The 20,299-nt window shown below is 50.6% G+C and carries 16 protein-coding genes and 1 pseudogene; 13 read left to right on the top strand and 4 right to left on the bottom strand.

What is annotated here, in order from left to right:
• Nucleotide 1 precedes the first annotated feature (1 nt).
• The 9 genes and pseudogenes from IPG31_07990 to IPG31_07950 all read left to right on the top strand — a co-directional run bounded on the left by IPG31_07990 (nt 2) and on the right by IPG31_07950 (nt 9,272).
• Nucleotides 2-1,048, top strand: coding sequence for a methyltransferase domain-containing protein (locus IPG31_07990; GenBank protein ID MBK6618296.1), 1,047 nt, complete (start codon nt 2-4; stop codon nt 1,046-1,048).
• 2 nt (nt 1,049-1,050) lie between these two features.
• Nucleotides 1,051-1,998 (top strand): radical SAM protein, encoded by a 948-nt coding sequence (locus IPG31_07985; GenBank protein ID MBK6618295.1) that lies wholly within the window; start codon nt 1,051-1,053, stop codon nt 1,996-1,998.
• A gap of 14 nt (nt 1,999-2,012) precedes the next feature.
• Nucleotides 2,013-4,145: an FAD-dependent oxidoreductase gene (locus tag IPG31_07980; GenBank protein MBK6618294.1), complete on the top strand. Its 2,133-nt coding sequence runs from the start codon at nt 2,013-2,015 to the stop codon at nt 4,143-4,145.
• Nucleotides 4,146-4,161: 16 nt separating this feature from the next.
• Entirely contained in the window at nt 4,162-4,962 is an 801-nt protein-coding gene (locus IPG31_07975) for a DUF547 domain-containing protein (protein MBK6618293.1), read from the top strand.
• Nucleotides 4,959-5,798 carry a phosphate ABC transporter substrate-binding protein gene (locus IPG31_07970; GenBank protein ID MBK6618292.1) on the top strand — a complete coding sequence of 280 codons (840 nt, stop codon included), beginning with the start codon at nt 4,959-4,961 and terminating at the stop codon, nt 5,796-5,798. Before IPG31_07975 ends, IPG31_07970 begins: the two co-directional genes overlap by 4 nt.
• Entirely contained in the window at nt 5,785-6,630 is an 846-nt protein-coding gene (pstC, locus tag IPG31_07965) for a phosphate ABC transporter permease subunit PstC (GenBank protein ID MBK6618291.1), read from the top strand. Before IPG31_07970 ends, pstC begins: the two co-directional genes overlap by 14 nt.
• Complete coding sequence (gene pstA / locus IPG31_07960) at nt 6,623-7,489, top strand: phosphate ABC transporter permease PstA (GenBank protein MBK6618290.1); 867 nt, start codon at nt 6,623-6,625, stop codon at nt 7,487-7,489. The genes pstC and pstA overlap by 8 nt, the downstream gene beginning before the upstream one ends.
• Entirely contained in the window at nt 7,486-8,331 is an 846-nt protein-coding gene (locus IPG31_07955) for a phosphate ABC transporter ATP-binding protein (GenBank protein MBK6618289.1), read from the top strand. Before pstA ends, IPG31_07955 begins: the two co-directional genes overlap by 4 nt.
• A gap of 5 nt (nt 8,332-8,336) precedes the next feature.
• A pseudogene (locus IPG31_07950) lies at nt 8,337-9,272 on the top strand (DUF3179 domain-containing protein).
• 119 nt (nt 9,273-9,391) lie between these two features.
• On the opposite strand, the gene IPG31_07945 reads toward IPG31_07950, so the two are convergent.
• Nucleotides 9,392-10,297 (bottom strand): pirin family protein, encoded by a 906-nt coding sequence (locus IPG31_07945; GenBank protein ID MBK6618288.1) that lies wholly within the window; start codon nt 10,295-10,297, stop codon nt 9,392-9,394.
• A gap of 106 nt (nt 10,298-10,403) precedes the next feature.
• Between IPG31_07945 and IPG31_07940 the strand changes: the two genes are divergently transcribed.
• Both IPG31_07940 and IPG31_07935 read left to right on the top strand, forming a co-directional pair.
• Entirely contained in the window at nt 10,404-10,724 is a 321-nt protein-coding gene (locus IPG31_07940; protein MBK6618287.1) for a helix-turn-helix transcriptional regulator, read from the top strand.
• 114 nt (nt 10,725-10,838) lie between these two features.
• Nucleotides 10,839-11,174: a hypothetical protein gene (locus IPG31_07935; GenBank protein ID MBK6618286.1), complete on the top strand. Its 336-nt coding sequence runs from the start codon at nt 10,839-10,841 to the stop codon at nt 11,172-11,174.
• 13 nt (nt 11,175-11,187) lie between these two features.
• Here the strand turns inward: IPG31_07935 and mutS are convergent, their stop codons facing one another.
• The 3 genes from mutS to IPG31_07920 all read right to left on the bottom strand — a co-directional run bounded on the left by mutS (nt 11,188) and on the right by IPG31_07920 (nt 17,447).
• Nucleotides 11,188-13,776, bottom strand: coding sequence for a DNA mismatch repair protein MutS (mutS, locus tag IPG31_07930; GenBank protein ID MBK6618285.1), 2,589 nt, complete (start codon nt 13,774-13,776; stop codon nt 11,188-11,190).
• A gap of 20 nt (nt 13,777-13,796) precedes the next feature.
• Nucleotides 13,797-15,989 carry a primosomal protein N' gene (locus IPG31_07925; protein MBK6618284.1) on the bottom strand — a complete coding sequence of 731 codons (2,193 nt, stop codon included), beginning with the start codon at nt 15,987-15,989 and terminating at the stop codon, nt 13,797-13,799.
• 69 nt (nt 15,990-16,058) lie between these two features.
• Nucleotides 16,059-17,447 carry an adhesin gene (locus tag IPG31_07920; GenBank protein MBK6618283.1) on the bottom strand — a complete coding sequence of 463 codons (1,389 nt, stop codon included), beginning with the start codon at nt 17,445-17,447 and terminating at the stop codon, nt 16,059-16,061.
• A gap of 427 nt (nt 17,448-17,874) precedes the next feature.
• Here IPG31_07920 and IPG31_07915 point away from each other — a divergent pair, with 427 nt between their 5' ends.
• Nucleotides 17,875-19,143 (top strand): TolC family protein, encoded by a 1,269-nt coding sequence (locus tag IPG31_07915; protein ID MBK6618282.1) that lies wholly within the window; start codon nt 17,875-17,877, stop codon nt 19,141-19,143.
• Nucleotides 19,140-20,297, top strand: a complete 1,158-nt coding sequence (locus tag IPG31_07910; GenBank protein ID MBK6618281.1) for an efflux RND transporter periplasmic adaptor subunit — start codon at nt 19,140-19,142, stop codon at nt 20,295-20,297. Before IPG31_07915 ends, IPG31_07910 begins: the two co-directional genes overlap by 4 nt.
• Nucleotides 20,298-20,299: the final 2 nt, after the last annotated feature.

The following is a 20,299-nucleotide window of genomic DNA, read 5'->3' as shown; positions in this document are numbered from 1 at the left end:
CATGCAAGAAATAGTACAAAAATATTATGGTGAAACGCTGACCGGCACTCACGATTTGCAGACCGATGCGTGCTGCACGGATGCGAGCTTGCCAGATTTTGTTAAACCACTAATGGCGCGAGTGCACGATGAAGTATTGATGCGTTATTACGGTTGTGGCCTGGTTTTGCCTGAGTTGCTTGAGGGTTTGACTATCCTGGATCTGGGCTGTGGAGCGGGTCGTGATGTGTATGTGCTGTCGCAATTGGTAGGTGAAAAGGGTCAAGTCATCGGAGTGGATATGACCGAGGAGCAGCTGGCGGTGGCGCGTCAGCATGAAAAATACCACCAAAAAGCGTTTGGCTACAAGCGCAGCAATATCCGGTTTTTGCATGGGGTTATCGAGCGCCTGGACGAGCTTGAATTGGCGGATGCCAGCGTGGATATCATTGTATCGAATTGCGTTATTAACTTAGCGCCGGATAAAGCGGCGGTATTGCGCGAAGCTTTTCGTGTGCTGAAACCCGGCGGTGAGCTGTATTTTTCTGATGTGTACAGCGACCGCCGCATCCCGGTGGCACTAACGCATGATCCAGTGCTGTACGGGGAATGTTTAAGTGGGGCATTGTACTGGAATGATTTTTTGCAGTTGTCCCGCAAACAGGGCTTCACGGATCCTCGCCTGGTTGATGATCGTCCCATCAGCATTGATAACGCGGAGCTGGTGAATAAAACCGGCAATATCCGTTTTTACTCGGCAACCTATCGGCTGTTCAAACTGCATGATCTGGAACTGGCCTGTGAGGATCACGGGCAGTCAGTGGTGTATCGCGGCACCATTCCACACCATCGCCATGCATTCCGGTTGGACGGACACCATTTCATTGAAACCGGTAAGCAGTTTCCGGTATGCGGCAATACCTGGCGCATGCTGCACGACACGCGGTTCAAGGAACATTTCGATTTTTATGGCAATTTTGACCAGCACTTCGGTATTTTTCCGGGCTGTGGCATGGGCATTCCGTTTGCAGATGTAGCCACTGGCGAACAGACCAGCGGGTGCTGTTAAAAATGAATGTGATTGCCACCCTGTCAGCAACCGGCGAACAGCGCATTCGTTCCAAGTCGTGGTATGTCACGTCCGATGACAAACCGCGTGGCTTTATCCAGTCCCATGCGCTGGATGAGTTGTGGCTGCATACCGGCACCGCGTGTAATTTGGCGTGTCCTTTCTGTCTGGAAGGATCAAAGCCAGGCGATAATCGCTTGCAATTGATGCGCTTTGACGATGCCAGACCCTATATTGATGAGGCACTGACGCTGGGCGTCAAACAGCTTTCATTTACCGGCGGTGAGCCTTTTATTAACAAGGATATGATACGTATTCTTGACTACTCACTGCAATATCGCCCTTGCCTGGTATTGACCAATGCAACCGAGCCCCTGATTAAACGCCTCACACAATTGGAGTCTTTACGTGGGCGCAGCCATAAATTGCACTTTCGTGTCAGTCTGGATCACTTTGAAGCATCTCGGCACGATGCAGGGCGTGGCGAGGGGATGTTTGCCATGGCGCTGGAAGGTTTGCGCAAATTGCATGAGATGGGATTTGCGCTATCGGTAGCGAATCAGGTGTTAGCGGATATGCCGCCGGAAGAAGTTGCCAGGCAGTTTGCCGCAGTTTTCCGTGCAGCGGGTTTGCCAGAGGATTTGCCGCGTATTGAGTTTCCGGAGTTCTATCCACCTGAAACAGCGGTATCCGCTCCACAAATTACTCAAAGTTGTATGACAGATTTTCAGACCGGGAAATCGCGCCGTGATTTCATGTGCGCTTTCAGTCGCATGGTGGTAAAGATCAATGGCCAGACCAAAGTATATGCATGTACCCTGGTTGATGATGACCCGGATTATGCCTTGGGTGAAACGTTAGCCCAGAGTCTGCTGGTGCCTGTGAGTATGAAACACCATCGTTGTTATAGTTGCTTTCAGTTTGGCGCCTCATGCAGCGAAATGAAATGATAAAGGAAAGAAACATGAAGAATCGCTGGTGGATACTGGCTTTACTTGGATTATTGATAGGATTGTTTTTTGTTTTTGACCTGGGGCGTTTTTTCAGCCTGGAAGCGCTCAAGGAAAGTCACCGTGACCTGCAGCAATCTTATCAGGAGCAGCCCTTTTTAGTCATTGGTATCTACTCCTTAACGTATATCGTCGTGGCAGCATTGTCTTTGCCGGGCGCAACTGTGATGACTTTGGCCGGTGGCGCCATGTTCGGGATATGGGTAGGCGTACCGGTGGTCATCATTTCAGCTGCAATTGGCGCAACCCTGGCTTTCTGGGCAGCTCGTTATGTCCTGCGTGATGCCGTACAGCGCCGTTTTGGTGATCGTCTCGAAACGGTCAACAGGGGTTTGAAGCGGGATGGCGCATTCTATTTATTTACCCTGCGTTTGGTGCCCATTTTCCCCTTTTTTCTGATTAATTTACTGATGGGGTTAACCACACTGCCCAGCACAACTTATTTCTGGGTCAGTCTGGTTGGGATGTTTGCCGGAACAGCCGTGTATGTCAACGCAGGCACTCAGTTGGCGACAATTACACAAATGTCAGATGTGATGTCGCCAGCACTGATCATTTCATTTACTGTGCTGGCGCTGTTTCCGTGGCTGGCGCGCTGGGTCATCGAGCGGGTTAAAACCCGGCGGCTGTATGCGCGCTGGCCCAGACCCGCACATTTTGACCGCAACTTGATCGTCATCGGTGCCGGTGCCGCCGGATTGGTGAGCGCGTATATCGCCGCCGCCACGCGCGCCAAAGTGACGCTGATTGAAAGCCACAAAATGGGCGGCGACTGTTTGAATTACGGTTGTGTGCCATCCAAGGCGCTCATTCATTCAGCAGCTTTTCTGAAACAAGTGAAAAACTCCGCATCGCTGGGTATGGCTACTGCAACGGTTGATTATAAATTTAGTGAGGTGATGGCGCGTGTACAGCGAGTTGTCAGTACAGTCGAGCCGCATGATTCGGTAGAACGATACACGAAACTGGGGGTCGAGATACTGCAAGGAAAAGCAACCATCACGTCACCCTGGTCAGTAGAAGTGAACGGCCAGACCCTGACCACACGTGCCATTGTCATTGCCACGGGCGCGCGTCCTGCGGTTCCAGACATCCCGGGTCTTGAAACCGTTCGTTACTACACCTCCGATACGATCTGGTCGCTGACTGAACGCCCTGAACGATTGGTTGTGCTGGGTGGGGGTCCCATTGGTTGCGAGCTGGCACAGACGTTTGCTCGACTGGGTTGTCAGGTTACACAGGTGGAACGCGGTGATTTGATGATGCGCGAAGACATTGATGCGGTTGCTCTGGTTAAAGCGGCATTACAAGCGGATGGCGTGCAATGTCTGACACAGACTGAGGCTGTGCGTTGTGAAAAAGATGCGGATACGCAACGCCTGATTGTGCGTAACCAGGCGGGTGAAGAAACCGTGTTGCCATTTGACGTCCTGTTATGCGCGGTTGGCCGGGTGGCGCGCACGGAAGGTTTTGGATTGGAGCAACTGGGCATTCCGGTGTCATCGCACCATACCATCGAAACCAACGCCTGGCTGCAAACCATCTATCCCAATATCTATGCCTGCGGCGATGTTGCCGGGCCTTATCAATTCACGCACACGGCCGCGCATCAGGCGTGGTATGCCTCGGTCAACGCGCTGTTTGGCACTATCAAACGCTTCAAGGCGGATTATTCGGTTATCCCGTGGGCAACATTTACCGATCCGGAAGTTGCGCGCGTGGGATTGTCGGAGAATGAAGCGAAAGCGCGCGGTATTGCCTATGAAGTGACGCGTTATGATCTGAAGGAACTGGATCGCGCAATCGCCGACGAAGCGGCGCACGGTTTTGTCAAAGTACTGACCGTGCCGGGCAAAGATCGAATTCTAGGGGTAACCATTGTTGGGGAGCACGCCAGTGATTTGCTGGCAGAGTTTGTGTTGGCGATGAAGCACGGTCTGGGTTTGAATAAAATCCTTGGCACGATCCACACCTACCCCACCTGGTCAGAGGCGAATAAATATGCGGCTGGAGAATGGAAACGTGCCCATGTTTCGCAATTCTTACTTAAATGGGTAGAAAAATTTCATGCCAAACGACGGAGTTAGAAGAATGATTATGATAATGAAACGATTGCTTTTAGCATGGGTGCTGTTGGTATCAGCAAATGCGGTAGCAGCTACCGAGTTTGATCATAGTGTCTGGAATGGATTGTTGCAGAACCATGTTCAGATGATAAATCATGGCCAGGCCAGCCAGGTGGATTATGGCGGTTTTCTACAAAAACGTGCGGTTCTGCGGACTTATTTGTCTCAACTGTCAGCGGTCAATGCAAATGAATTCTCAACCTGGAGCCAGCCAGAACGGTTAGCTTTTTTGATCAATGCATATAACGCTTATACCGTGGATTTGATTCTTTCCCGTTACCCCAAGCTGGATTCGATTAAGGATTTAGGTTCTTTGTTGCAAAATCCCTGGAAAAAGAGTTTTGTGCCGCTATTTGGCAAGAGGCTCTCATTGGATGATATTGAACATGGCATGATTCGCAAACCTGGTGATTACAATGAGCCACGTATCCACTTTGCCGTCAACTGTGCGTCGATTGGTTGCCCCGGACTACTGAATGAAGCTTATACCGGTACAAAACTGGAAGCACAATTGGACATGGTAACGCGTGCTTTTCTGGCGGATCGGTCACGTAATCGTTATAACGCCAAAACCGGAAGACTGGAAGTATCAGAGATTTTTGATTGGTACCGGGAAGATTTTGAACGAGGCTGGAAAGGTTGGCGTAAATTGGATCAGTTTTTTGCCCGCTATGCGGATAGCCTCACTGATACACCTGAAGCTAAAGCATTAGTTATGGCTGGAGGTATAAAAATAAAGTTTCTTGATTATGACTGGGCGCTGAACAAGAAGAAATGAGCATGTCAAACCACAAAAAAATCTTATTAATTTGCGTTACGTTTATTGTGTTTGGAATCAGTGGATTGGCTTGCGCCTATGCCGCATCCGAGCGGCTGGTATTGACAGGTTCAAGTACCGTGGCGCCATTAGTGGGCGAAATAGCTCGACGATTTGAGACTAAGAATCCCGCCGTGCGGATTGATGTACAAACCGGAGGGACTTCCCGTGGCATCAACGATACTCGCAATGGCACGGCTGACATCGGAATGGTATCGCGTGCGCTTAAGCCGGATGAAACTGATTTGCATGCGTTTACCATTGCACTCGATGGTATCAGCATTATTCTGCACGCGAATAACCGGGTTGCTGCACTCAAAAAGCAGCAGATCGTCGATATTTATACCGGCAAAATAACTAACTGGAAATCGGTAGGTGGAGCCGATGCACGCATTACAGTGGTTAACAAGGCTGAGGGGCGATCCACGCTGGAATTGTTTTTGCACTATCTTGAACTGAAAAACAGTCAGATCAAGCCGCATACCATCATTGGTGATAACCCGCAAGGCATCAAGACTGTTGCAGGTAACCCGAATGCGATTGGTTATGTTTCGATTGGAGCGGCTGAATATGAGGCCGAACGGGGCGTGCCGATCAAGTTGCTGTCGCTGGATGGGGTTGATGCCACAATTGCTAATGTGCGCAAGGGGACTTTTCCATTATCCCGTCCACTCAATCTGATTACATCTCGCGAGCCGCAGGGACTAGCCCGACGTTTCATTGAATTTTCCCGCTCGCTACAAATCCATGATTTGGTCGAGGTACAGTATTTTGTACCGGTGAATACTGTTGACTGACAAATTGTTGATCGGCATTTTGCGAACAGGCGCTATATTTTCAGCGCTGGTCATGCTGCTGATCCTGATTTTTCTGATACACGAATCCTGGCCCGCTTTGTCAACGATACCGATCACTCGTTTCTTAGCCGATACATCGTGGCATCCGCTGGAGGGCGCCTATAATTTAATGCCTATGTTGTCCGGCACGCTACTGGCAAGCATGGGGGCATTGCTGCTGACTGTACCGCTGGGGTTGGCATCGGCGATATTCATCGTTTTTTATGCGCCACCGTATCCGGCTGCAATCTATAAACGCCTGATCGAGCTGTTATCCGGCATTCCTTCCGTAGTTTTCGGTTTCTGGGGATTGATGACGCTGGTGCCGCTGATCAATCAATGGCATCCACCGGGCGCAAGTTTACTGGCTGGAATAGGAGTGCTGACACTGATGATTCTGCCAACGGTCACCTTAACGGCTTATACCGCATTGGCAGCTGTGCCAAAAGAATGGTTGCGCAATGCTGCTGCACTGGGGTTGTCACATTGGGGAATAATCAAAGGTGTGGCACTACCCGCTGCAAAAACCGGCATTGCCGCTGGAATTATTCTGGCGGCGGCGCGCGCACTCGGTGAAACCATGGCGGTATTAATGGTGGCGGGCAATGTCGTGCAATATCCGGAAACCCTGTTTGATCCGGTGCGTACACTGGCAGCTAACATTGCGCTGGAAGCGGCATACGCCATGGGGGATCACCGTGCCGTTCTGTTTGTGTCAGGGTTACTCCTGATGTTGCTGGTCATGGTGCTGTCGGGTATGGCCGGGCTGCTGGAGAAGCGGCATCATGCGTGAAATGAAGCATATTCACACCATGCAATTTTTACGGGAGTGTACCGCGCAGTTTCTGATTTATGCCGCAGTATCGCTGATCAGCGTGGTTTTTATTTGGATACTGGCCGATCTGGCGCGGGGCGGTATCGCGCATCTTTCCTGGGAATTTCTGATGGAACCCCCACGCGATGCCGGACGCGCAGGCGGCATCGCATCCATACTGGTTTCCACGCTGCTGATCTTACTGGTGGCATTGTTGACAGCTGTACCGATCGCATGGATGACTGCGATATTGCTGGTGGAATTTGTGGCGATTGATAGCGTTTTCGGCAAGACTGTGCGATTTAGTTTGCATGTATTGGCAGGAGTGCCTTCGATTGTTTTTGGGTTATTTGGCAATGCTTTTTTCAGTATTTATCTGGGACTGGGCTTTTCAATTCTGTCCGGCGGTTTAACGCTGGCGTGCATGTTATTGCCGATTCTGGCGAGTACTGCAGAAGCCGGGCTGCGCACTGTGCCACATGCTTACCGCATGTCAGCCTCTGCTTTGGGGCTGACGCGCACCGCCGCGCTGGTGCATTTGATACTTCCGGCTGCTGCGCCGGTTTTAGCTGCCGGGCTTCTGTTGGGGATAGGGCGTGCATTGGCGGAGACGGCAGCTTTGCTATTCACCAGCGGTTATGTCGAACGCATGCCGGATTCCTTGCTGGATTCGGGACGCGCGCTGGCATTACATATTTTTGATTTGTCCATGAATGTGCCCGGTGGTGATACACCGGCTTATGCCTCAGCCCTGGTGTTGGTCAGCTTGCTATTGTGTATTAATATGGTAGCCATGAAATTTGCTTATGGCCTGCAGCACAAAAAGATCATGATATGAACTCGAATCAACACGGCGGTCAGCCGGATGCGTTTACCCTGGGACCACTTGAGGCAGGACCGGCTTGTTGTGTTCCGCAGCCAGCGATTCAGGTTAGAGATCTGTCTTTGTTATATAACGACAAGCTCGCCTTGGATAAGGTGACGCTGGATATTTATCAAGGCTGTATTACCGCATTGATCGGGCCATCCGGTTGCGGAAAAACCAGTTTTCTGTCCGCCATCAATCGGCTGACTGATCTGATTCCGGATTGCCGTGTCACGGGAGAGATTCGGGTGAATAATTGCGACATTCACTATCCTGACACGGATGTGCAGAGCTTGCGCCGCCAGGTCGGCATGGTGTTCCAGAAGCCCGCGCCGTTTCCGCTTTCTATCCGTCGTAACCTGTCGCTGCCACTCAACGAACATGGCATCACTAACAAAACGGAAGTCGCCGCAATTATCGAGCAAGTGCTGCAAGACGTGGGTTTATGGGATGAAGTGCATGATCGCCTGGATGCGTCCGCGCTCAGCTTGTCCGGCGGGCAGCAGCAACGCCTCTGTATTGCACGTGCTCTAGCATTGAAGCCACAGATTTTACTGATGGATGAACCCTGCAGCGCACTGGATCCGCTTGCGTCCGGTATCGTGGAAGACCTGATCTGTCGTCTGCGTGGCCGTTACACCATTGTCATCGTTACGCACAATCTTGCGCAGGCCAGACGCATCGCCAACTATGCGGCCTTTTTCTGGGTCAGCGGACGTACCGGGCAACTGATCGAATTTGGCCGCTGCCAGCATATCTTTGAATCACCCAGCCATGAGTTGACGGCTGCTTATATCAATGGCGTCAGAGGATAATTGTTATGAAGAATAATCTCCCTGTTTTATTGGTTATTTTTATTTTGTTGGCTGTCAGTTTGCAGGTTTCTGCAGCATCAATAAATGGCTTTAATCTGGATGGTGCATTAATACCGGTGGATGAGATTCATTCCGGCGGCCCGCCTAAGGACGGAATACCTTCTCTTGATAATCCTGTGTTTATCAAAGCATCACAAGCACATTTCCTGCGAGACACTGACCGGGTGCTGGCATTAACACGTCATGGTGTTAGCAAAGCCTATCCTTTGCGTATTCTGAACTGGCATGAAATCGTTAATGACCGGTTTGGAGATGAAGGCATCATTATTACTTACTGCCCTTTATGCGGCTCTGGAACAGCCTCTGAAGCAAAAGTGGCGGGGAAATTCCTGCAATTTGGCGTATCAGGATTGCTCTATAACAGTGATGTGCTGATGTATGACCGGCAGACACAGTCCTTGTGGTCACAAATTTTATCGTAGGCAGTTACCGGGCCGATGAAAGGAACGGTGCTTCCTGCTGTCGCGGTTACACACACAACCTGGGGTGATTGGCGTAACCGGCATCTGGATACACTCGTATTAAGCCAGGAGACGGGTTTTAATCGTAATTACCAAGCCAATCCCTATGATGGATACGAAAGGGATAGCAGCATCATGTTTCCGGTACGCTTCCGTGCGGAAGGCTATCATCCCAAGGAACAGGTGCTGGGACTGGTTCTGGATGGAAAAGCCAGGGCCTATCCGTTTGTGGAGCTGGCTAAAGGTTCGGGCGAGGTAAGTGACGTATTGGCCGGAAAGAATATCTATGTACGCTATAGCCACAACCATCAATCCGCCGAGGTTTTTGATGCAGAAGGTAACGCATTGCCAGGCGTTACCTTATTCTGGTTTGCGTGGTATGCATTTCATCCGGAAACCGGTATTTATCGATTCAAATAACATATGGCGCGACAATCGCGACAATCGCGACAATCGTGGCTTGCGGATGCTGGCGATCAAGTGTCGTGAATTGGCCGTTGCGGGGGGGCAACTGGGTTTTAGGTGAGGTAATGAACAGTCTATCTGGCAGGAGTTGGTGCGATTTTTCCCATTTTGCCACTCTGATAATCTGCCATGGCCTGGCGGATTTCCTCCGCAGTATTCATCACAAAAGGACCGCTGCCTGCGATGGGTTCATCGATCGGTTCACCGGAAAGCAGCAGTGCTGTTGTATTGTGTGTACTGTCGATACGGATATGATCACCTGCCCGATCAAACAGACCGACTTCCGCTGCACCAATGATCTCGGAATCATTGACGCGCGCCGATCCCTTGAGTACTGCCAGCAGCGTGTTGTAGCCAACAGGCACGGCGAGGTTGATGGGTTGCTTATTGGTTAAGCGCAGGTCCCACACGTTAATGGGAGTGAAGGTGTGAGCTGGTCCTGCAATCCCTTCGAATTCACCCGCAATGACACGCACTCTTCCTTGGCCCTCTGGGAGATTGACTGCGGGAATCTGGTTATCCAGAATGCTTTGATAATGAGGTGGTGACATCTTATCTTTGGCAGGCAGGTTTACCCAAAGCTGCGCCATCTCAAGCACACCACCATGCAGCGCAAAATCCCGACCATGAAACTCTTCGTGAACCAAGCCGGAGGCTGCCGTCATCCATTGCACATCGCCCGGGCCAATTTTGCCGCCCCCACCCGAGCTATCGCGATGTTCCACCTCACCGCTATACACAATGGTGACTGTTTCGAAACCCCGATGAGGATGCTCGCCCACGCCATGGCGTTGCTCAGTCGGTGAGAATTCCATAGGCCCTGCATAATCAAACAGCAAAAAAGGACTGATCATGGGACCCAGAGCTGGATAGGAAAACAGTGTGCGTACCGGAAAACCATCACCAACCCAGTGCTGGTCTGTATTTCGCTGGATGCGCAGCAGTTTCTTAACGGATGCATCGGATTTGATTATCTGCATGACTTAGTATCCTCCAGCAAGATTTTGTATTGACGCGACAGATTAACGCCATCAGGATAAATTACAAGTACGCACAAAAAGGATACTGTCAAGCGAGGAAAATAAAATGTCAAAGAAAGAAGCCAGTTGTCCAGTAGAGGTGACGTTGAAAGTGATTGGAGGACGTTGGAAAGTTTTGATTATCCATAGCCTGTTAAACGGTACGATGCGATTTAACCAGTTACAAAGGGATTTAACAGGGATCACTCACCATACCCTCAGCCGACAATTACGAGAAATGGAAACAGACCAATTGATTATCAGGAATAATTTCAATGAAATTCCTCCGCACGTCGAATATTCGTTATCTCCGTTAGGGCATTCACTGAAAACTATCCTGTATGCGATGGATGAATGGGGAAAAAATTATAGTGTCGGGAACAAATAAAAGTGAGTGCTTTAAGTGTTACGAGACGCATTGGTTACACTTAACATACTGATGCTGTAACGTGTTGTTGGAAAAAACTTATTTTCAAGTTTCTCAACATGACAGAAAGACATCATGATAACAATCATGATTCCGGATTGCCGTGTCACGGGAGGGTTCCAGAAACTGACGCCTTTTCCGCTTTCCATTGGCCGTAAATTTTCACTGCCACTCAACGAACAGGGCATCACCAATACAACGGAAGTTGCCATAATCATCGAGCAAGTGCAGCGGGATGTTGGCTTATGGGATGAAGTGCGGGATCGCCTGGCAGATGCTTGTCACCAAGGAAAATCGGTATGCGTGAGTGTTTCTGCTGGCCGATGCGGTGGCCTGCATCAAGGCAGGGATAGGTTAAATTTTAATTGTCGTTTCGTTGGTAAAAATACGTATTTCCCGGATCAACTATAGGCATTAGCTGGAACTATTCCTTCTTGTCCAGCATCGATTTGATCAGGTAAATCTGCTCGAGTGCTTCTTTTGGGGAGAGATGATCGGGGTTCAGCTGGCTGCAATAAGCAAGTAATGGATGGAGAGGCATTGGGCTGTCATTTTTTTCGATATCATCGAATAGGGATTTTTGTGTATTTTTATTGCTGGCTTCTTGTTCCAGTTCTGCTAGTATTTTTTTTGCGGAGTGGATGATGCTTTTTGGTACGCCAGCCAAGGCGGCGACATGCAGACCATAGCTTTGGCTGGCGGGACCCTCCTGTATCTGGTGAAGAAACACGATGCGCTGCTTGTGTTCCACAGCAGTGAAATGAAAATTGGCCGCCTGCTGAAATTTTCCGGCGAGCTGGGTCAGTTCAAAATAGTGTGTGGCAAACAGGGTATAGCTGCGATTCTGTAATAGCAGGTGGCGCGCAATGGCAAAGGCCAGCGCCAGCCCGTCAAAAGTAGAGGTGCCACGCCCGATTTCGTCAACCAGCACCAGACTTTGTTCGGTTGCGTTGCGCAAGATGTTGGCAGCTTCGGTCATTTCCACCATGAAAGTGGAACGTCCACCGGCCAGATCATCGGATGCGCCGATACGTGTGAAAATTTGGTCGATAGGGCCAATTTGTGCGTATTTTGCTGGAACGAAGCTGCCACAATGCGCCAGCAGTACGATCAACGCAGTCTGGCGCATGTAAGTCGATTTTCCCCCCATATTGGGGCCAGTGATAATCAGCATTTTTCGACCGGATCGTACCGCCGCACCCAGAAGGGTGTCATTGGCAATGTATTGTGATATCTGGTTTTCCACGACTGGATGGCGACCTGCTTCGATATTGATTATGGGGTAAGGTGTGAAATCCGGTTCGCAGTAGCCGGATAGGCAAGCGCGTTCAGCAAATGCACACAGTATGTCGAGTTCGGCAATAGCTCGGGCAGTATGCTGCAACGACGGAATATGAAATCCCAGTTGCACCAGTAGTCTGTCATAGAGCAGTTTTTCTCGTGCCAGCGCCTGCTCACGTGCAGTTAATGCCTTGTGTTCATAGTCCTGTAGTTCTGTGGTGATGTAGCGTTCTGCATTTTTCAGAGTCTGCTTACGGCGATAATCCGGTGGAATTTTTTCGATGTTGGCATGCGTGACTTCGATATAAAACCCGTGTACCCGGTTGTATTCGACTTTCAGTGTGGCAATCCCGGTGCGTTCACGTTCACGCGTTTCCAGCGCCAACAGAAATTGCCCACAGTTTTCATCCAGCGCGCGTAATTCGTCAAGCTCCGTATCATAACCATGGGCAATAATGCCACCTTCGCGAATGACAGCAGCTGGGACGGGCTGCAGGGCGTTGACAAGCAATTCGGTCAACGCAGTTTCCATAGTCATTGGTTCGATGAAGCGAGTAATGGCTTCTACCTTGCTTGCAGCCAGATATTCAGTAATCATGGGCAAAATGCACAGGCTATCGCGCAGGCCGGATAAATCGCGTGGCCTCGCAGTTTTCAGGGCGATACGGCTGGTGATGCGTTCAATGTCAGCCAGTTGTCTGAATTTTTCCTGAATGACGGGATAATGTGTGCTGGAATCAGCAGCTTTGAACAGGGCGGATACAGTTGCAAGCCGTATCTTGAGTGTCGCGATATCCCGCAGGGGATGATGTAGCCAGTGATGCAGAACCCGGCTGCCCATGCTGGTTGCGCAATTATCCAGCATCGAAAACAGAGTGGGTGCATCATCACCACTAAGCGTGATGGTCAGTTCCAGATTGCGGCGAGTGGCGGCATCCATACGCAAATAATTTTCTGATCTTTCGACCTGCAGGGTACGGACATGGCTGAGTATGGAGCTGCCTTCTTCTTTATCTGCTGTATGTTGTGTCAGATGTATGTACTGCAGGAGTGCTCCCGCAGCCTGCATGGCAGGATGAAGTTGCTCACAGCCGAATGCGTTCAGGTCGCGTGTACCGAAATGACGGGTCAATTGGGAGACAGCGCGATCAAAATCGAATTGCCAGTCAGGGAGATGTCTGCAGGTGATGGTGTCGTTTGCTGGTCTGAATTGCTCTGGCAAAGATTCCGGCAGCAGTAACTCCGCTGGATGCAGTCGTTCCAGTTCGTTAGCAAGATTTTCCGGTAGAACTTCCTGTACGCGCAGATCACCAGCCGCAAGATTGAGCCAGGCAAGTCCGATGGTGCCGCGATATAGCGCCAGCGCAAGCAGAATGCTCTCGCGTCGGGCTTCCAGTAGCGCGGCATCAGTCAGGGTGCCAGGCGTGATGATGCGGACGACCTTGCGTTCTACCGGCCCCTTGCTGGTAGCAGGATCGCCAATCTGTTCACAGATGGCAACGGACTCTCCCAGTTTAACCAGTCTGGCCAGATACTGATCCGCCGCATGATAGGGGACGCCTGCCATTTTGATGGGCTGGTCGGCAGATGTGCCACGCTGGGTTAAGGTGATATCCAGCAGTCGCGCGGCTTTTTCGGCATCTTCAAAGAACAGCTCGTAGAAATCTCCCATGCGGTAAAACACCAGTTTGTCGGTGTGCTGCGCTTTGATTTCCAGATACTGACGTATCATGGGGGTGTGTGGACTGTTTTTCATAGGGAGAGGGGATCGATATCCAGGTGCCAGCGTAATTTGTTGCCGGTAGGTAAATTGACCAAGTGTGGCTGCCAGTCAGAAAGGAAAAGTTGCAGGGATTTACGCGAGCTTGCCTGCACAAGTAGCTGAGCACGCTCCATGCCGTTCAGGCGCATCATTGATGCAGGTACCGGGTCAAACAATTGAATCTGTCTGGTATGTTTGCTCTGGCTGATAGCCGCCGCTTTTCCCAGAAAAGTGAGCGCATCTTGAATAGCGGGTGCTTCGGCACGCAATACTGCCTGATAAACAAAAGGTGGAAAATCCATGGCCTGGCGATCTTTCAGTATTTGCTGCGCGTAATGATCGTAGTCTTGACGTATCAACGCCTGATAGATTGGATGATGTGGGAATGCTGTCTGGATGAGCACGGTACCGGGTGCTTCTGCTCTGCCTGCACGTCCGGCAACTTGCATCAGCTGCGTAAATAGCTGTTCTTCTGCACGAAAATCAGGGCTGTAAAGTGAGGCGTCCGGGTTGATGATGCATACCAGTGCCAGATCAGGGAAATCATGGCCTTTTGCCAATAGTTGTGTGCCGATCAGGATATCCACTTTTTTATGCTGAATCGTGGTCAACATAGTTTGCCAGGCATGTTTGTGGCGAGTACTGTCGCGATCCACTCGTATGATGCGTGCATCAGGCAGATGGCTGATCAGAGTGGATTCAATCCGTTGCGTCCCGTGGCCGAATGGCAGGATATCCTGATCACCGCATTGCGGACAGGCCGAGGGTACCGATTGCTGGTAGCCGCAGTAATGGCAACGCAGCTGTCGGGTAGATAAATGGAACACCAGCCGACTGGAACAACGCGAGCAGGTTGCTATCCAGCGGCAGGATTTACACAGCAGCACCGGGGCGTAACCACGCCGATTGATAAACACCAGACTCTGCAAATTTTGAGCGGTGGTATCACGTAAAGCATCCAGGACGGGATCGGTCAGTCCTTCCTGCGCTTTGACAATCCGTAGGTCAATGCAATGGATGGCGGGCAGACGTGCCCGACTGGCGGCGCGGGTGCGCAGCCGCAAATGCCGGTAATGTCCGTTGATTGCATGGTGGTAGCTTTCCAGCGATGGGGTGGCGGAGCCCAGAATAACCGGAATACCGAGTTGTCTGGCGCGATAAATGGCCAGATCGCGGGCGCTGTAACGTAACCCGTCCTGTTGCTTGAAGGAATGGTCCTGTTCTTCGTCAATGACAATTAGTCCCAGATTGGCAAAAGGGGTGAAGATCGCAAGCCGGGTGCCAAGTACGATACCGGTTTGCTGTTGCTGCGCCTGACACCAGCCTTGCAGTCGCTCATTATTGTTGATACTGCTGTGCAGACTGATCAACGAGGTGGTGGGAAATCGTTGTCTGAAGATGGCTTCCAATTGAGGTGTCAGGTTGATTTCCGGTACCAGAATCAACACTTGTTTCTGTTGCGCCAGGATGGCCGCTGCCACTTGTAGATAAACTTCAGTTTTGCCGCTGCCGGTCACACCATGTAACAGCCAGGGTGTAAATTGTTGGGTTGTTGCTGTTATTGCGGCAATGGCTTCGGCCTGCTCCGCCGTTGCCAGAGGTGCGGCAGTGACGGTAAGCTGCTGCTCGTGGCTGACTACAGTTTGTTCCACCCAGCCTGAAGCCACCAACTCGCGCAGCAGTTTACGGGTGTGTGATGTGACGTCTCCGAGAAGGGCTGCAGTTATTTCCTGGTTCTGCTGCAGCAAACCGAGTAGTTCACGTTTTACCTTGCTACGTGCGGGGATCGTATTTATTTCGATGAGTTGGCCAGCTGGCGTTAATTTCCAGATGGGGGTGCCATATGGTTTGCAGGCAACAGGTTTAGATTTTCGCAATAATACCGGCAAACTGTTCATCACTACCTGGCCGATCGGATAGTGATAATAGCGGTTGCAAAACTGAAACAAGTCGATCAGGTCGGGTGGTAAGGGTGGAGTTTCCTGGTAAAGCTGGTGGACTGGTTTCAGTTTGTCAGCAGCAATTTGTGATGACGCGCTGATCTCCAGAATGATGCCGATGACTTCCCGTTTTCTGAACGGAACTCGGACCCGCAGTCCTGTAGTCGTCTCATTTACCTCTCCGGAGACGTAATCGAATAGACAATCAAGCGGAACATCCAGTGCGACACGAATAATTGCCATGCGGAAACAGTGTGGTCGGAATGGTCTGTCCAGACATGAAAGGTTGTCTGGACAGGTACCGGGGCGTGCTTAGTCAGAGATGCGATACAGCGTGACCGCTTCACGGGTGGGAACTGAAAGGGTTGCACTTTGACCATTTGCCGCAATTTCAAAGCCAATCGATTTGCCGGCATGCTCCGACAAACCCGCACAACCGCTGGTGTTATAAACGAAGCTGTTAAGCTTCAGAGTATTACTGGTAGAGTCGAAAGCGTATTTGGCCATTTCGACACCAGGTTTGGCGCAGTCGGGTTGTTGCTCTTCCTGCCAGGTTGAACCCGTGGGATCAATGAGCATGTAGCGGTTATCTGCAAAAAACAGCAGGGTGGGTGTCTTGATCGAATTCTGGTCTTGTGCCCAGGCACCGACAATTTTATTCGGCTGATTTTCCATTTTGACATAGCGTATTTCCATAATTGCAGTTTGCGCGACTTCACTTTCATCGCTGAGCTCAATCGGTTTGGAAATATGAAATAGTTCACCAAATAAACCCGCCTGTTCTCTTTCTCTCGGTACGATAATCCGGTCTGATATGATCAGTTCGTCACCGCTGCTGCGAATGCGTGAATCTGTGCGGGAATGTGAAAGTCCGCCCTGAATATTGGTATCCAGGACTGGCTTGCTGGAAAACATGAATCCACGTTCATCAACCGAGGACGCCGTGGCAACACCGTATTCCAGACCAGCTGTGAATACAACCCGGCTACCACAGGCACGGTTGAGATCGCAAACGTCGTCAGCCGTGGCTACTCCATGCAGATATGCGCCGCTGCCATCTGTTGCTGTTCGGAAAAAATCGGTATGTGTCGCGTCAATGTGAACCCAGACATGGGACCCAAGTAAATCAACCGCCTGCGATAGAAAATAAGTATTCACTTCATCTGCGCCACGTATCTCCCCGGGTATGCCGGCGGCTTCGCGTGCAGCAGAAAGCGCAGGGGATGCGATGAAGTCTTCGGGATCGGCTTGCAGGTTCAGTGTCGAATCCAGCGCGGCTACTGCAGATTGGGAGAGTGTAAGACCATTTTCCGGGTCACTATCGGTATCGAGCGCCAGAAACAGAGTCAGCAGATTTTGCCGTTTGTGGGTGTTATCACCTGCAAGTTCGATTGGTGTAATCTGCGTGCTGCCTTCCACATCGGCAAGGGTGAGTTTGCCCAGCTGGAACTTGATGCGATCACCATAGCTGAATTTGAAAGTTCCTTTGGCATCAGTGACACCGGATTCTCCTGACGAGGTGGAGTAGGCTACGCCTTCTATCGCAGTTCCAGCCTTTAATACTCCGACTGCAGGACCGTGAAATATATTTTTCGATACTTTTGTTTCCACACGTTCATCACCATCGCATGCGGCGAGGGTGGATATGAGAAAGCTCATGATAAGCAGTCTGCTTAATGCTGGTTGATTGTCGAGTTTCATCGTAGATTAGTGTTGCATTAACTGTAAGATTTACAAGGTGTGACGCCGGAAAACCATTTTCCGCTCAATTTGCAAGAAACCGACCAAGTTGACTAGCCGCATCACTGGTTGACAGCAATTGTAAACGATCAGATTCTTCTTGTAAGCAAACATCTTGCCAGGATCATAATCAAAGCACATTGGGAACGGCTTATTTCTAAATATGAGCGTGGTGCGCTGGGCTTCCCTGGCGTAAATAAAATCAACATTTACTCCCCCAAACCAGCCAGATATCTTTTGAGTAACGAATTATTTTTTGGGGGGGGAGAAGATGCAATCTAAAAACCGGTATACTCCGGTGAAAGAAATAATGCATTACGTTTAAAAACTGCCACTGCCGGTTTCTGAATTATCAGGGCACAGGTTGATCCATACTACTATCATGTTGATGCAGAAAAAAATTCTTGGTCATTTCTTGTATATTTTCGCAGTTTGGTCGTTTTTTGTCAGCGTGGTCGGCGCAACGAACAACGTGTATACCATTGAGGATATCCAGCGCGTTGGATTGCAGGCCAATGGTCTGTTGCAAGCAGCGCGCACTCAAGTGGAAATAGCTAAATCCAATGTAGTTAGTGCTGCCGCATTTCCCAATCCAGAAGTAAGCTTTATGGCGGGACCAGACAGTCGGCGATTACCGGAGATTGATACCGGACCTGCTTCGATGCAACGGCACGTGACGGTTAGCCAGTCTCTGGAAAATCCATTATTGCGTAGTGCGCGCATCGGTGGAGCGGAAGCTGGCGTTGAAGCGAGCCGTGCCAGCCTTGATCAGGCGCGCGCAGATCTGGCTGCCAGGTTGCGTGTGACCGTGTATGAGTATTTGTTACGTCGAGGGCAATCGGAAATTGAGTCGGATATTTTTGATTTGATGGAAGCGATACGACGTCGCATCAGTTTGAGCGTGGAAGTGGGGGAAACTGCCCGCTTTGAACTTATTCGTGCGGATACCGAGGTGATGACGGCAGCCAATCGTAAGCAGGCCGCGTTGCTGGATGCTGAACGTTCGCGGATTACACTGTTGCAACTGACTGCGGGGGCATTGCCACCGACTTTTGAGATTGCCGCCAAACTGGGAGACCCGGTCGTGCTGCCTTCGCTGGATGAATTGCGCGCGGAACTGCCGGTGAGTAATCCGGATATTTTGCGTCTCGAAGCCGAGCAGTCACGTGCGCATTTGCGGATTGATCAGGAACGGGCTTCTGTGCTGCCTTCGGTGAATATTTTGTACAGTAATTATCAGGACAAGCAGTTTACCTCCAACACTGCTGGACTGAGCGTCAGAATCCCCTTGTTTTACCGGCGTCGTGGCGAGATTGACGCGGCTGTATTTGATGCGGCGCGATTACGCGAGACGCTCGACTATCGACGCTATGAAATCATACGCTTGCTCGAATCAGCCTGGCAATCAATGGAAATTGCCCGACGCAGGGTGGAGATGTTCGAAGGTGGCATTGTCCGTGAGGCGGAATCAGCCTTGCGGGTGGCGGAGACGGCTTTTCGCCTGGGGGAAAGAGGATTTATAGAGGTACTGGATACCCAGCGGGTATTACGAAATGCCCGGTCGGAATTATTGCAGGCACAATTTGAATTACAGGCGGCCGTAGCGGAAATTGACCGGCTACGTGCACATTATCCACAAGATCAGTATATCGAATGAACGTATTCAAACCATCCTTGAAGCGCTGTATTTTCTTAATCTTGCTGGTTACAGGTTGCCAGCAATCATCTCCTGAAACGGAACACGACAAAACTGTGAAAGAACCATCCGGACATGGTGAGGTTGTCATCAAGGAGGAAATGGCGCGGCGGATAAAAATCGGAGAGCCATTTGTTACTAATATAGCCGACCAGCTAAATGTACCAGGACAAGTCAAGGTGCACGAGCAGCGTATGGTTCGTGTGGGTGCCAGTATTACCGGTCGCATTATAGAAATCTATGTTCAGCTGGGTGACAGTGTCGAGGCGGGAGAAAAACTGGCTCGTATTGCCAGTCCGGAGCTGACACAAGCGCAACTGTCTTTCATGCGCGCGAATTCACTGGCCACACTCGCTGATCAGGCTGCAAAACGTGCCAAATTACTTTTTGCCAGCGATGTTATCAGCGCTGCGGAATTGCAACGGCGCGAGTCAGAAGCTCAAATTGCCCGGGCAGATCTGAGTGCGGCCAAAGATCAACTTCGCTTGCTGGGAATAGATAATGGCGCCATGCTTGATCTGGTCAAACATGGTCGGATTCTGCCTTCCGTTGAGATCCGCGCACCCAGAAGTGGCATAGTTATTGAACGTAATGTTGCGCAGGGGCAGGTGGTTCAACCTTCGGATCTGCTGTTTACCCTGGCGGATTTGTCAATCGTCTGGGTGATTGGGGATGTGCCGGAACAAGTCGCTCAATTCGTCAAGCGAGGTCAGAATGTGGAAATTCTGGTGCCAGCGCTGGAAAACAGTAGTTTTGCTGGCGTAATCATTGCAGTAGCAGATTTGGTGAATCCGTTGACTCGGACGGTGACGGTGTGGACCGAGGTAGATAATCCATTGCGGCAACTAAAACCGGATATGCTGGCGACGGTACATATTACCGAGCAGGCGCATGAACATCTGGTCATTCCTGAAGATGCTGTCGTTCGCGAAAGTAACCGGGATCATGTATTTGTTGAACAGACCAGCGGTACTTATGCGCTGGTACCTGTTGAACTGGGTTCTGCTATTAATTATCTGCGACCGGTACTTTCGGGGGTAACTGTTGGCCAACGCATTGTGGTCGAGGGCGCGTTCCATCTCAATAATGAGCGTAAACGCGCTGAGTTGGAGTAGCA

Source organism: Nitrosomonas sp. (genome assembly GCA_016703745.1).
Lineage (GTDB): Bacteria > Pseudomonadota > Gammaproteobacteria > Burkholderiales > Nitrosomonadaceae > Nitrosomonas.
This window is presented reverse-complemented; position numbering and strand designations above follow the sequence as displayed.